This is a genomic window from Rhizobium sp. 1399, assembly GCF_031455475.1.
Taxonomy (GTDB): domain Bacteria; phylum Pseudomonadota; class Alphaproteobacteria; order Rhizobiales; family Rhizobiaceae; genus Rhizobium.
The window spans coordinates 163,783-176,282 of sequence record NZ_JAVDSU010000007.1 but is presented as its reverse complement, the minus strand read 5'-3'; the positions used below and the strand labels follow the sequence as shown (position 1 = coordinate 176,282).

General features: G+C 58.4%; 13 protein-coding genes. 7 read left to right on the top strand and 6 right to left on the bottom strand.

The genetic code is table 11. From position 1 onward, the window contains the following. Nucleotides 1-58 precede the first annotated feature (58 nt). On the bottom strand, nt 59-910 hold the full coding sequence (locus J2X71_RS22380; RefSeq protein WP_310385035.1) for an SDR family NAD(P)-dependent oxidoreductase: 852 nt from the start codon (nt 908-910) through the stop codon (nt 59-61). Nucleotides 911-1,108: 198 nt separating this feature from the next. On the opposite strand from J2X71_RS22380, the gene J2X71_RS22375 reads away from it, so the two are divergent. Then, complete coding sequence (locus J2X71_RS22375; protein ID WP_007814510.1) at nt 1,109-2,332, top strand: argininosuccinate synthase; 1,224 nt, start codon at nt 1,109-1,111, stop codon at nt 2,330-2,332. 136 nt (nt 2,333-2,468) lie between these two features. Next, entirely contained in the window at nt 2,469-3,110 is a 642-nt protein-coding gene (locus J2X71_RS22370; RefSeq protein WP_310385033.1) for a LysE family translocator, read from the top strand. Here the strand turns inward: J2X71_RS22370 and J2X71_RS22365 are convergent, their stop codons facing one another. After that, a complete protein-coding gene (locus J2X71_RS22365; protein WP_310385031.1) occupies nt 3,111-3,557 on the bottom strand; it encodes a hypothetical protein in 447 nt (148 codons plus the stop codon). Between the two features lie 205 nt (nt 3,558-3,762). On the opposite strand from J2X71_RS22365, the gene J2X71_RS22360 reads away from it, so the two are divergent. The 4 genes from J2X71_RS22360 (at nt 3,763) to ppa (ending at nt 9,220) form a co-directional block, all read left to right on the top strand. After that, nucleotides 3,763-5,850, top strand: coding sequence for a M3 family metallopeptidase (locus J2X71_RS22360; protein WP_310385029.1), 2,088 nt, complete (start codon nt 3,763-3,765; stop codon nt 5,848-5,850). 159 nt (nt 5,851-6,009) lie between these two features. Next, complete coding sequence (gene typA, locus J2X71_RS22355) at nt 6,010-7,830, top strand: translational GTPase TypA (protein ID WP_097617978.1); 1,821 nt, start codon at nt 6,010-6,012, stop codon at nt 7,828-7,830. Nucleotides 7,831-8,028: 198 nt separating this feature from the next. Beyond that, a complete protein-coding gene (locus tag J2X71_RS22350) occupies nt 8,029-8,535 on the top strand; it encodes a GNAT family N-acetyltransferase (RefSeq protein ID WP_310385024.1) in 507 nt (168 codons plus the stop codon). Between the two features lie 148 nt (nt 8,536-8,683). Continuing rightward, nucleotides 8,684-9,220, top strand: a complete 537-nt coding sequence (gene ppa / locus J2X71_RS22345; protein WP_037101776.1) for an inorganic diphosphatase — start codon at nt 8,684-8,686, stop codon at nt 9,218-9,220. Between the two features lie 58 nt (nt 9,221-9,278). Here ppa and J2X71_RS22340 read toward each other — a convergent pair whose 3' ends face one another. Both J2X71_RS22340 and J2X71_RS22335 read right to left on the bottom strand, forming a co-directional pair. Beyond that, nucleotides 9,279-9,590: a DUF167 domain-containing protein gene (locus tag J2X71_RS22340; protein WP_310385021.1), complete on the bottom strand. Its 312-nt coding sequence runs from the start codon at nt 9,588-9,590 to the stop codon at nt 9,279-9,281. Further along, entirely contained in the window at nt 9,587-9,976 is a 390-nt protein-coding gene (locus J2X71_RS22335) for a YggT family protein (RefSeq protein ID WP_037070792.1), read from the bottom strand. The genes J2X71_RS22340 and J2X71_RS22335 overlap by 4 nt, the downstream gene beginning before the upstream one ends. Nucleotides 9,977-10,040: 64 nt before the next feature. Between J2X71_RS22335 and J2X71_RS22330 the strand changes: the two genes are divergently transcribed. Next, complete coding sequence (locus J2X71_RS22330; protein ID WP_310385019.1) at nt 10,041-11,285, top strand: MFS transporter; 1,245 nt, start codon at nt 10,041-10,043, stop codon at nt 11,283-11,285. Here J2X71_RS22330 and J2X71_RS22325 read toward each other — a convergent pair. Both J2X71_RS22325 and J2X71_RS22320 read right to left on the bottom strand, forming a co-directional pair. Then, a complete protein-coding gene (locus tag J2X71_RS22325) occupies nt 11,266-12,015 on the bottom strand; it encodes a glutamine amidotransferase (protein WP_310385017.1) in 750 nt (249 codons plus the stop codon). The genes J2X71_RS22330 and J2X71_RS22325 overlap by 20 nt on opposite strands. Next, complete coding sequence (locus tag J2X71_RS22320) at nt 12,002-12,487, bottom strand: TerB family tellurite resistance protein (protein WP_310385015.1); 486 nt, start codon at nt 12,485-12,487, stop codon at nt 12,002-12,004. Before J2X71_RS22320 ends, J2X71_RS22325 begins: the two co-directional genes overlap by 14 nt. Between the last annotated feature and the right edge of the window lie 13 nt (nt 12,488-12,500).

Genomic DNA, 12,500 nt, shown 5'->3' with positions numbered 1-12,500 from the left:
TGACGATCTCTTACCCGGCTTTCTGAAAATTACCAATCAAACCTTCTGATGGTGCCGATTACTTCTGCTCAAGGAAAGCCTTGAACTTATCGGCGTAGTCCTTGTGCCAGCGCGATAGCGGCGGGCGGTTCTCGATAATATCGCCCATCGCCCAGGCCATGCGCCGCTCGTCCACAGGACGCGCGACATCGTTATCAGGGCAGAGGATGTAGAAATCACCGCGTTCAAGGCTTTCGACCATGAAATCAACAGTCTGTTCCGGCGTCCAGGCGCCAGCAGGCTTTTCCCTGCGGTCGCCTTTGGTGAGGCCGGTGAAGACGAAGCCGGGGATCAGCAAGTGCGCGGAAATGCCTGCACCTTCGGTGTTGCGCAGCTCATGCTCGAGCGCCTCGGTGAAGACCTTCACGCCGGCCTTGGAGATATTGTAGGCGGGGTTGCCGGGCGGCGTGGTGATGCCCTGTTTGGAGCCGGTGTTGATGATGAGGCCCGGCTCGTTATGGGCGACCATGCCGGGGCCGAAGGTTCTGACGCCGTTGATGACGCCGAGAAGGTTGACGGCGAGGATATTGTCCCAATTGGACTGGGCGCTGAAGATCGAGGTTTCCGGGCCGATGCCGGCATTGTTCATCAGCACATGCACGCGGCCAAAGCGCTGGATGACGGCGCGTTCGAGGGCCTCGATCTGCTCCTTCTGAGAGACATCGGTCTCGACGGCCATCACATGTTCCTGGCCGGTAATTGCCTCGAGTTCGGCGCGGGCATCCGCCAGCCTGTCGCCGCCAAGGTCGGCGATCACGACGCTCATACCGACCTTTGCAAAGTATTTCGCGGCGGCAAGGCCGATGCCGGAAGCACCGCCGGTGATGACGGCAACATTGGATTTCTTGAAAATGGCTTGAATATTCGTCACGGGACGGGCCTCTCCTCAGAGCATTGTTCGGACGATGCCGAATATGGGCTCCGGTTCCGTGCTGTCAAACCTTATCACGCCCTATCGGACCGGTTGCTATCCTCCTTGCCCTTGCGTCACGCGCTAATCTCGCTAAAAGTGCCGCGATACCGGGCTTTGCGGGTGTGCCGCGGCCTCTATGCAACGGACCTCATCATCATGGCATCATACAAAGACGTGAAGAAAGTCGTGCTCGCCTATTCGGGCGGTCTCGATACCTCGATCATCCTGAAGTGGCTGCAGACCGAACTCGGCGCCGAAGTCGTTACCTTCACGGCCGATCTCGGCCAGGGCGAAGAGCTGGAGCCGGCGCGCAAGAAGGCTGAGATGCTCGGTATCAAGGAGATCTATATCGAGGACGTGCGCGAGGAATTCGTGCGTGATTTCGTCTTCCCAATGTTCCGTGCCAATGCCGTCTATGAAGGTGTCTACCTGCTCGGCACTTCGATTGCCCGTCCGCTGATTTCCAAGCACCTCATCGATATCGCCCGGAAGACTGGCGCAGATGCGATCGCACACGGTGCGACAGGCAAAGGCAACGACCAGGTCCGTTTCGAGCTTTCGGCCTATGCGCTGAACCCCGATATCAAGATCATCGCACCATGGCGCGACTGGTCCTTCAAGAGCCGTACCGACCTGCTCGAATTCGCCGAGAAGCACCAGATCCCGGTCGCAAAGGACAAGAAGGGCGAAGCGCCTTTCTCCGTCGACGCCAACCTGCTGCACTCCTCTTCCGAGGGCAAGGTTCTGGAAGATCCGGCACAGGAAGCCCCCGAATATGTGCATATGCGCACCATCTCGCCGGAAGCGGCCCCCGACAAGGCGACCACCATCAAGGTCGGTTTCCGCAAGGGCGACGCCGTTTCGATCAATGGTGTCGAGATGTCTCCGGCTACGCTGCTCGCGACCCTCAACAATTACGGCCGTGACAACGGCATCGGTCGCCTCGATCTCGTCGAGAACCGCTATGTCGGCATGAAGTCGCGCGGTGTTTACGAGACCCCCGGCGGCACGATCCTGCTTGCGGCCCATCGTGCCATCGAGTCGATCACGCTCGACCGGGGTGCTGCTCATCTCAAGGACGAGCTGATGCCGCGTTATGCCGAGCTCATCTATTACGGTTTCTGGTTCTCGCCGGAACGCGAGATGCTGCAGGCCCTCATCGACAAGAGCCAGGAGCATGTCGAAGGCGAAGTGACGCTGAAGCTCTACAAGGGCAATGTCATGGTCATCGGCCGCGAGAGCGAAAAGTCGCTCTATTCCGACAAGCTCGTTACCTTCGAAGACGACCAGGGCGCTTACGATCAGAAGGATGCTGCCGGCTTCATCAAGCTTAACGCGCTGCGTCTTCGCACGCTCGGCAAACGTAACCTCAAGAAGTAAGTCACGCCAGACCGATCCTGAAAGGCCCGCCGGCTCCGCTGCGCGGGCCTTTTTTTGTCGCACCGATTGCAGGTTGTAATGTCTTGACGCGGCAGGGCTATCGCATAAGCTGAGTCGTCATTACCGGAGCATTTCCATGCCGCTTTCCCTGCTTCTCGGCGCCTTTCTGGCGGCGCTTTTTTATGTACTCATTCCCGGCCCGGCCTTCCTGCAGCTTCTCGGCATTGGCGCCGGGCAGGGGCGCAAGGCTGGTGCCTTCTTCATGATGGGTCATCTCGTTGGCGACATCATCTGGTCGGGACTGGCGCTGATTGCGATCGTCGGGGCCAAGACGATCGGCACCTTCGTGTTCGACCTGCTCGGACTTGCCTGCGGTTTCTATCTCGCCTGGATCGGCTGGAGTGCCGTCAATGCCAAGCCGAAGGCCGAGGGGCAGGCGCTGATGGTGGTGGAGCGGCCATTCCGCCGAGGACTGATTTTCGGCGTCACCAATCCGAAGGGCTATCCAGTGGCGCTTGCCACCTTCACGGCACTGGTCGCGGGCTCGGCAAGCGCGCTCGATTTCGAGGCTCTGCCCATGCTGCTCAGCGTTTCCTTCGTCGGTTTCGTCACGGCTGACATCATCCTGATCGGCATCATCGGCGCCGGCGTCGTGCGTCGCTTCTACCGCGCGCATGAGCGGCTGATCGTCCGCTGCTCTGGTGTGCTCTTCATGGGCTTTGCCGTACAGGCGCTGTGGCACGCCACACCCGGCCTGCTTGGCTGGCGAAAGGCCTGATCAGGCCTCGTTGACGAGGAAGCCGACGACCGAATTCAGCGTCTGAACCTCATTCGGATCGCCGATCGACATGGCGATCTGAAGCTGGTTGCGATAATAGTCGAGGAAGTTGAAGCTCGTGCCGTCTGTGACGTTGGACAGGTCGATGACATTGCCGAGCGGATCGATCGCGTGCATCGGCAGCGGTTCGGATATTGCGGCAAACGTATTCTGATCGATCAGGCCGTTATCGTAGCCCTGGCGCGCATAGCTGCGCAATTCACCCGGGCTGACGGCTGTAAAATCGAGCGCCTGCCTGTTGTCAGAGTCTTCGATCTGGAATGAGCCTTGGGCGAGAGTGGGCTTCGGCTCAATTGTAATATCAGCGGTCTTCGAACTTTTTGCGTTATTATTGGGATTATTTTTGAATAGCAAACTCTGAGAAGACCGCACGGAAAAGATTTCCATGCGCATGTCCTCTTACATGAAGATTAAAGAGAAACTAGCGTCTTGGCCTGATTCGCGTCAATCGTTAACGATTGGTTAATTTTTATGTATCAATTCTTGCCCCTAAGATTTAGCCGGGCGGGCAAAAGTCCAAGTCAGCCACATATCAATCCCATGATAGCCTCCCTATATTACCGATCCACTTGCCGGCATAAAGGACTTTCATATGTCTTCTCCCAGTCAATTCAATCAGGCACTTGTCAACTGGAATGGCCTTCATGGCCTGCCGCGTTTCGATGCGGTCGCCGATGGCGATTTCGCTGCGGCCTTTGAGTCCGCTCTCGCCTCGCACGAAAGAGAGATCGACGCGATCGCCAGTAACAAGGAAGAACCGAGTTTCGACAATACGGTCGTCGCGCTCGAAATCGCCGGAGATGAGCTGTCGCGCGTTTCCGCGCTTTTCTGGAATCGGGCAGGTGCCCATACCAACGACGTCATCCAGGCGCTGGAGCGGGATATTTCGCCGAAGATGTCGCGGCATTATTCGAAGATCGGTATGAATGCGGATCTCTTCAGGCGCATTGATACACTCTGGGAAAAGCGCGAAAGCCTTGGTCTGACGCTGGAACAGACACGTGTGCTGGAGCGGCACTGGAAAGGCTTCGTGAAATCGGGCGCCAAACTGCCGAAGGCCGAGCAGGAGAAACTTGCCACGATCAACGAAAAGCTCGCGGGCCTCAGCACCGGCTTCGGGCAGAATGTGCTCGCCGACGAGAAGAGCTGGTCGCTGATCCTCTCCAGCGGAGACGAACTTGCCGGCATTCCTGATTTTCTGCGCGACGCGATGGCGGCGGCTGCCCGTGAGCGCGGTGAGGGCAGCAAATATGCCGTGACCCTGTCGCGCTCGATCATCGAGCCCTTCCTGACTTTCTCGGAGCGCCGGGATCTGCGCGAGCAGGCCTTCAAGGCCTGGGTGGCGCGCGGGGAGAATGTCGGTGCGACCGACAATCGCGGCATTATCAGAGAGACGCTGGCCCTGCGTGACGAAGTGGCGAAGCTTCTCGGCTACGGCAACTTCGCCGAATTGAAGCTCGATAACACGATGGCGAAGACACCCGAGGTTGTGAACGATCTGTTGCGCGCCGTCTGGGCGAGAGCGGTGAAACGAGCCCATGAGGAAGAAGCCGATATCGCCGGGCTGATCGCTACTGAGGGCAAGAACCACGAGGTCATGCCTTGGGACTGGCGCCATTATGCGGAGAAGATCCGCGCGCAGCGGTTCAATTTCTCGGAAGCGGAATTGAAGCCCTATCTGCAGCTCGAAAAGATCATCGATGCCTGCTTTGACGTTGCCGGCCGGCTGTTCGGCATTCGCGCGGTGGAGAAGAAGGGTATTGCTGCCTATCATCCCGACGTGCGCGTCTTCGAGATCCGCGATCGGGACGACAAGCTGGTCGCGCTCTTCCTCGGCGATTATTTCGCTCGCAGCTCGAAACGCTCAGGCGCCTGGATGAGCTCCTTCCAGTCGCAGCACAAGCTGGTGCTGAAGAATGGCCATCACGGCGAGTTGCCGATCATCTACAATGTCTGCAACTTCGCAAAACCGGCCGAAGGCAAGCCCGCCCTGCTTTCGCTCGACGATGCGCGCACGCTGTTTCACGAGTTCGGTCATGCGCTGCATGGCATGCTCTCCAACGTCACCTATCCCTCGGTCGCCGGTACAGGCGTCTCGCGTGATTTTGTGGAATTGCCCTCGCAGCTCTACGAACACTGGCTGACGGTTCCCGCCATCCTCAAGGAATATGCCGTGCATTTCGAGACCGGGCAGCCGATGCCGCAAGCATTGCTCGACAAGGTTCTGGCAGCCCGCACCTTCAATTCCGGCTTCAACACGGTGGAGTTCACCTCCTCGGCATTGGTCGACATGGCCTTCCATACCCGCGACAAGGTGGAAGACCCGATGGCGGTGCAGGCGGAAGTGCTTGCTGAAATCGGCATGCCGAAATCGATCGTCATGCGCCACGCCACGCCGCACTTCCAGCATATCTTCTCCGGCGGCTATTCGGCCGGTTATTACTCCTACATGTGGTCGGAAGTGCTGGATGCCGATGCCTTCGCCGCCTTCGAGGAGACGGGCGATGCCTTCAATGGCGAAATGGCCAGGAAGCTTCGGGACAATATCTACTCCACGGGCGGCTCCGTCGATCCGGAAGATGCCTACAAGGCGTTCCGCGGCAAGCTGCCGAGCCCGGACGCGATGCTGGTCAAGAAGGGGCTTGCGACCTTCGAGGAATTGACAGGCAGCGACGCTTAAGACAGTTTGATGACATGGAGCAGAGCGGCATGGTGATAGCCATGCCGCAGCTTTCGCGTGCCACCCCCTTTCGCAATCGCGAAAAAAACGGTATGAGCGCGCCAAACATAAATGGCGCGTCCACTAAGCGTAGCGCCCCAGCCTCAGAGATTATGACAAATGGCACTTCGCAACATCGCGATCATCGCGCACGTTGACCATGGCAAAACGACCCTCGTCGACGAGCTCCTGAAACAGTCCGGTTCGTTCCGCGAGAACCAGCGCGTTGCAGAACGCGTGATGGACTCGAACGATCTCGAAAAGGAGCGCGGCATCACCATTCTCGCCAAGGCGACCTCGGTGGAATGGAAGGGTGTCCGCATCAACATCGTCGACACCCCCGGCCACGCCGACTTCGGCGGTGAAGTCGAGCGCATTCTTTCGATGGTGGATGGCGCGATCGTTCTCGTCGACTCCTCCGAAGGCCCGATGCCGCAGACGAAGTTCGTTGTCTCGAAGGCATTGAAGGTCGGTCTTCGTCCGATCGTCGCGATCAACAAGATCGACCGTCCGGATGGCCGCCATGAAGAAGTCATCAACGAAGTCTTCGATCTCTTCGCCAATCTCGATGCGACTGACGAGCAGCTCGACTTCCCGATCCTCTACGGTTCCGGTCGCGATGGCTGGATGAACGTCAACCCGGAAGGTCCAAAGGATCAGGGTCTCGCGCCGCTTCTCGACCTGGTGCTCAAGCATGTGCCTGAGCCGACTGTCGAAGAAGGTCCGTTCCGCATGATCGGCACGATCCTCGAAGCCAACCCCTTCCTCGGCCGTATCATCACCGGCCGCATCGCATCGGGTTCGATCAAGCCGAACCAGGCCGTCAAGGTCCTCGGCCAGGACGGCAAGCTAATCGAAACCGGCAGAATTTCCAAAATCCTCGCCTTCCGCGGCATCGAGCGCACGGCGATCGAAGAAGCGCATGCGGGCGACATCGTCGCGATTGCAGGCCTCTCCAAGGGTACCGTCGCCGACACTTTCTGTGATCCGGCCGTCTCGGAAGCCATGAAGGCGCAGCCTATCGATCCGCCGACGGTCACCATGTCCTTCATCGTAAACGACAGCCCGCTGGCGGGCACCGAAGGCGACAAGGTGACGAGCCGCGTCATCCGCGACCGTCTCTTCAAGGAAGCCGAAGGCAACGTCGCCCTGAAGATCGAGGAAGCCGAAGGCAAGGATTCGTTCTACGTGTCCGGCCGCGGCGAACTTCAGCTCGCCGTTCTCATCGAAACCATGCGTCGCGAAGGCTTCGAACTTGCCGTATCGCGTCCGCGCGTCGTGATGCACAAGGATGAAAGCGGCCAGCTTCTGGAGCCGATCGAGGAAGTCGTCGTCGACGTCGACGAAGAACATTCCGGTGTCGTCGTGCAGAAGATGTCCGAGCGCAAGGCCGAAATGGTCGAGCTGCGTCCGTCGGGCGGCAATCGTCTTCGCCTGCGTTTCTACGCACCGACCCGTGGCCTGATCGGCTACCAGTCGGAGCTACTGACGGATACGCGGGGCACGGCGATCATGAACCGCCTGTTCCACGACTACCAGCCCTACAAGGGCGTCATCGGTGGCCGCGTTAACGGCGTGCTGCTCGCCAACGCTTCCGGCGAAGCCGTCGCTTACGCAATGTTCAACCTGGAAGATCGCGGCCCGATGATCATCGAGCCGGGCGAAAAGGTCTATGCCGGCATGATTATCGGCATCCATTCGCGCGACAACGACCTTGAAGTGAACGTCCTGAAGGGCAAGCAGCTCACCAACATCCGCGCCGCCGGCAAGGACGAAGCGGTGAAGCTGACGCCGCCGATCCGCATGACGCTCGATCGCGCGCTCTCCTGGATCCAGGACGACGAACTGATGGAAGTGACGCCGAAGAACATTCGTCTGCGCAAGATGTATCTCGATGCCAACGACCGCAAGCGTTTCGAAAAGTCGAAGGCAGCTCTCTAAGAGCCTCGGCTACTCCTTTAAAACCCCGGCCTTCGCGCCGGGGTTTTTTATTGTGCGCTGCGTCGATTCCGACTTGTGACAATCGTTAAAAAAGCGTTAAATTTTGCCTGTCGTCCACATATCAAGTCTGTGGGCAATTGATCACAATGCGGTCGACGCATATGGTTAATTGCCTCCGGCAGGACCAGAGTAAGCGTTATGAAGACGTTGTCGATCGATGTCCGGCGGGCTGAACCGCATGATGCCCGAGCCATTTCGGAAGCCCATCGGCTTTCCTGGCAGCATACTTATGCGGGCATCATTCCGCATCGTGCTCTGAACCAGATGATCGAGCGCCGCGGTGAAAACTGGTGGCGCAAGGCAACTCGCGGCCCGGCGACATTGCTCGTTCTAGATGTGGCGGGGACCGTCGCTGGTTACGCGACCCTCGGCCTTAATCGCGCACGCGCGCTGCCTCAGGAAGGCGAAATCTACGAGCTCTATTTGCGTCCGGAATATCAGGGTATCGGCCTCGGCAAGCTGCTTTTTGGCGAAGCCCGGCGGCTTTTGAAATCTCTGGGCTGCAACGGCCTGGTCGTCTGGTGCCTGGAAGAAAATGAAACGGCCGCCGACTTTTATCGCGACCATGGCGGTATCGATTTCTGCGAAGGCATGGAAAATTTCGACCATAAGCAGATCAAAAAGATCGGCTTCATCTGGAACTGATTGCGGGTGCCGCAGCCTCGCATCCTTTATTAGAGAAATTATATATTCTGCCCGTCTCGCATATTAAGCATTGCTTGCGAGGCATGTTGCGTTGCGTCATGAAACCGATTAACTGGCTTCGAGCAATTCAACCTCCCGGGAGTTTCCTATGCGCATCGATGCCGTTTCAATCGGTAAGAATCCACCTGAAGACGTCAACGTTATCGTCGAAGTTCCCGTCGGCGGTCATCCGATCAAGTATGAAATGGACAAGGAAGCCGGCACGCTGGTTGTCGATCGCTTCCTCTATACCCCGATGACCTATCCGGGTAACTACGGCTTCGTGCCGCACACGCTTTCTGAAGACGGCGACCCGATCGACGTGCTGATCGCCAGCACCCGCCCGCTGGTTCCGGGCTGCGTCATCAACGTCCGCCCGATCGGCGTTTTGAAGATGGAAGACAATTCGGGCAAGGATGAGAAGATCATTGCCGTTCCGTCGCCGAAGCTGACGCAGCGCTACGACAAGGTCAAGGATTACACCGACCTTCCGGAAATCACGCTGAAGCAGATCGAACACTTCTTCGAGCACTACAAGGATCTGGAACCCGGCAAGTGGGTAAAGATCTTCGGCTGGGGTGATTACAAGGAAGCCGGTGAGCTCATCCTCGAAGCGATCGAACGCGCCAAGAAGGAAAAGGCCTGAGCCTAGCTTTTAGGCAATGTCGGACGCAAAACCGCTGCACAGTTTTGCTGGAATTGCTTTAGTCGAACAGCCCTTCGAGCTTTTTCATCACATCCTCCGGGTCGCCATCGATCCGGAGGATTTTTTTGCGCGACGTATCGCCGGAAGCAAGGCTGACCGAGGACTTAGGAATGCCCAAAGACTTGGCGACGAGCGCTATCAGTGCCTTGTTGGCTTTTCCCTTTTCCGGGACGGCGGTGACGCGTGCCTTCAAGAGCATGCCGCCTTCGCCATCTGGTTCGATGCCGTCGATGGCGTCCCGCCCGCCATTCGGCGTCAGCCGCATGGCGAGACGGATGTGATCACCGGAAAGCCTCCAGGGGCGGTTCAAACGACCAGCGAGTATAGGAAAGGCTTGATCGGATTGTTGAGTATGGCCTGTATGAATATGATGATCAGCAGCAGGATAATCGGAGAGATGTCGATGCCGCCCAGATTGGGCAGAAAGCGACGTATGGGCCGCAACGCGGGTTCAGTCGCGTTATAGAAGAACATACCCAACTGGTTCACAAACTGGTTGTTCGAATTGATGACGTTGAATGCGTACAGCCACGAGAAAATGGCGCTGGCAATGATCACGTACCAATAGAGGTTCAAGGCCACATCAATGATTAGAAATATGGCCTGAAGAATTCCCGCCATTACCGTCTCCAGTTCGTTGTTGACAGATATGTAGACATTGGCGATTAAACGAGCAAGGGCCGTGTGGAGACGCATGGCAAATCATGTTTAACGGGTCGCTTCGCAGGCAATTCCGCACCCGCTTTCTCGGAAAAGCTTCATGTCGCTTTCGCCCACCGGAGACCGTTTTGCCGCGTTCCGGCATCCGTCCTATACACGCTTCTTCTTCGCGCGGTTCCTGCTTTCCTTCTCGCAGCAGATCGTCAGCGTCGCCGTTGGCTGGCAAATGTACGACCAGACCGGGAGCGCCATCTATCTCGGTCTGATCGGGCTTGTGCAGTTCCTGCCGTCTCTTGTGCTGATCCTCGTCACCGGCTCGGTGGCTGATCGGCATAATCGCCGCGCCATCGCTTCGATCTGCTCGCTCGTCAGCGCGCTCTGCACGCTCGCGCTGCTCGGAATGACGATCACCGGCAGCTTTTCACCGATCCCGGTCTTCATCGTGCTTTTGGTCTTCGGCATCGAGCGGGCGTTCATGACGCCGGCCGTGCAGTCGCTTGCGCCGAACCTCGTGCCGGAGAAGGATCTCTCCAATGCGATCGCATGGAATTCGTCCTCCTGGCAGCTGGCGGCTATCACCGGCCCTGTGCTCGGCGGTCTGCTTTACGGCGTCAGCGCTCCGACGGCCTATACGGTCGCCGTCATCTTTTCTGCGCTCGGCGCGATCCTGCTCTACATGATCCCCAAGCCGCCGCAGAAGACGATGGGCGAGGCCAGGAACTGGGACATGATCCTCGGCGGCTTCCGCTATATCCGGGAAGAAAAGGTGGTGCTTGGCGCCATCTCGCTCGATCTATTCGCCGTTCTCCTCGGTGGCGCTACCGCGCTGATGCCGATCTTTGCGCGCGATATCCTGACGCTCGGGCCGTGGGGCCTCGGCCTGCTTCGTTCGGCGCCGGGTGTTGGCGCCATCATCATGGCGATCTTCCTTGCCGCCTACCCGCTGAAGCATAAGGCCGGCATGTATATGTTCATCGGCGTGGCGATTTTCGGCCTCGGTACGATCGTGTTCGGCCTCTCGACCAATACCGAGGTTTCCATCGCAGCACTCGCGATCATGGGCGCTGCGGACATGATCTCGGTCTATGTCCGTGAAAGCCTGATCGCGCTTTGGACGCCGGACCATCTGCGCGGCCGCGTCAACGCGGTCAATACGGTCTTTGTCGGCGCATCAAACGAACTCGGGGAATTCCGCGCGGGTACTATGGCAGCGGTTTTCGGCGCCGTCCCGGCCGTCATTATCGGCGGCATCGGTACGCTCGCCGTAGCCGCCATCTGGGCAAGCGGTTTTCCGAAACTCAGAAAGATCGATACGCTCGACGCGCCTATACGAGAAGCGGTGTAGCGGCGGCTGCCGTCTTGCCCTCGAAGACGATATCCAGGAAGTCGTCGAGCCACGCTTTAAGCGGCGCATCGAACAGCATGCGGCCTTCCAGATGTTCGCGTCCCTGCTGCGCGTTCGGCAGGATGAAACGGTGTGCGCCGTGCACGACCCAGCGATGCATCATCACCCGTGTCAGCTCCGCATGGAATTGCAGGCCCCAGGCATTGTCGTTGTAGCGGAAGGCCTGGTTGGGATAGGCGTCGCCGGATGCCAGCAACTCGGCGCCATGCGGCAGTTCGAATCCTTCCCGGTGGAAGTGGTAGACCATTTTCGGCCAGCGCATCAGCCGCCGGCCTCTTTCGGTCGTATGCAGCGGATACCAGCCGATCTCTGTCGATCCGTCACAATTGGCCGCAACCTTGCTGCCGAGCTGGCGCGCCAGCATCTGCGCGCCAAGGCATATACCGAGATAGGGTCGGTTTTCCTTGAGTGGCACTTCCAGCCAGTCGATCTCCGCCTTGACGAATTCGTCTGGGTCATTGGCGCTCATCGGGCCGCCGAAAATCACCGCACCGGCATGGTTTTCAAGGGTGCAAGGCAGGGGATCGCCAAGGACGGGGCGACGGATATCGAGATCATAACCTTTCTCGACGAGAAGCTGGCCGACACGACCGGGGCTGGAGCGCTCCTGATGAAGAATGATGAGAATAGGGCGCCTGTCGCGTCTCATGCTTCTGTCAGTCAGCGTCATCCTGCACCACCTGTGCGTCCGTAACCCTGGCGGCCGCCTCCTGCCGCTTCTGAATGCGCTCACGGGAAGACACGCCCAGGAGATCGGCAATCCGCCAGATCACATGGTCTTCCATTTCGCTTCGCTCGCCATCGGCATAGACGATATCCCAGAGAATACCGATCAGCTCCAGACGCTGCTCGGTATTGAGATGTCTCTTGAGATCGGAGGTGAAGCGGAAATAATCAACCGCCGAGCTTTCGGCTTCCAGCCCCGCGGCCATCAGCGCATCAAGCTGTTTGCCGTCGAGCGCATATTGCTCCTTCAGGAGTTTGCGCAGCCGCTTCTTCTCGCTGTCCTTGATCTGGCCGTCGGCCTCCATGACCTGCATACAGAGTGCAGCAACTGCGATGCGCGGGTCATCGGGGGCAAAGCCTGCCTTGGGGCGGTCGGCGGTCAGATTCTGGAAGAATGCCTGAAAGCGTTCGAACATGCGGTTTTTCGTT

What these genes read in the sequence shown, in the direction of transcription:
- J2X71_RS22330 (WP_310385019.1), top strand. Translation starts at nt 10,041, where the DNA reads ATGTCGCTTTCGCCCACCGGAGACCGTTTTGCCGCGTTCCGGCATCCG.
- J2X71_RS22370 (WP_310385033.1), top strand. Translation starts at nt 2,469, where the DNA reads ATGCCGCTTTCCCTGCTTCTCGGCGCCTTTCTGGCGGCGCTTTTTTAT.
- J2X71_RS22335 (WP_037070792.1), bottom strand. Translation starts at nt 9,976, where the DNA reads ATGCGTCTCCACACGGCCCTTGCTCGTTTAATCGCCAATGTCTACATA.
- typA (WP_097617978.1), top strand. Translation starts at nt 6,010, where the DNA reads ATGGCACTTCGCAACATCGCGATCATCGCGCACGTTGACCATGGCAAA.
- J2X71_RS22350 (WP_310385024.1), top strand. Translation starts at nt 8,029, where the DNA reads ATGAAGACGTTGTCGATCGATGTCCGGCGGGCTGAACCGCATGATGCC.
- J2X71_RS22325 (WP_310385017.1), bottom strand. Translation starts at nt 12,015, where the DNA reads ATGACGCTGACTGACAGAAGCATGAGACGCGACAGGCGCCCTATTCTC.
- ppa (WP_037101776.1), top strand. Translation starts at nt 8,684, where the DNA reads ATGCGCATCGATGCCGTTTCAATCGGTAAGAATCCACCTGAAGACGTC.
- J2X71_RS22320 (WP_310385015.1), bottom strand. Translation starts at nt 12,487, where the DNA reads ATGTTCGAACGCTTTCAGGCATTCTTCCAGAATCTGACCGCCGACCGC.
- J2X71_RS22360 (WP_310385029.1), top strand. Translation starts at nt 3,763, where the DNA reads ATGTCTTCTCCCAGTCAATTCAATCAGGCACTTGTCAACTGGAATGGC.
- J2X71_RS22375 (WP_007814510.1), top strand. Translation starts at nt 1,109, where the DNA reads ATGGCATCATACAAAGACGTGAAGAAAGTCGTGCTCGCCTATTCGGGC.
- J2X71_RS22365 (WP_310385031.1), bottom strand. Translation starts at nt 3,557, where the DNA reads ATGGAAATCTTTTCCGTGCGGTCTTCTCAGAGTTTGCTATTCAAAAAT.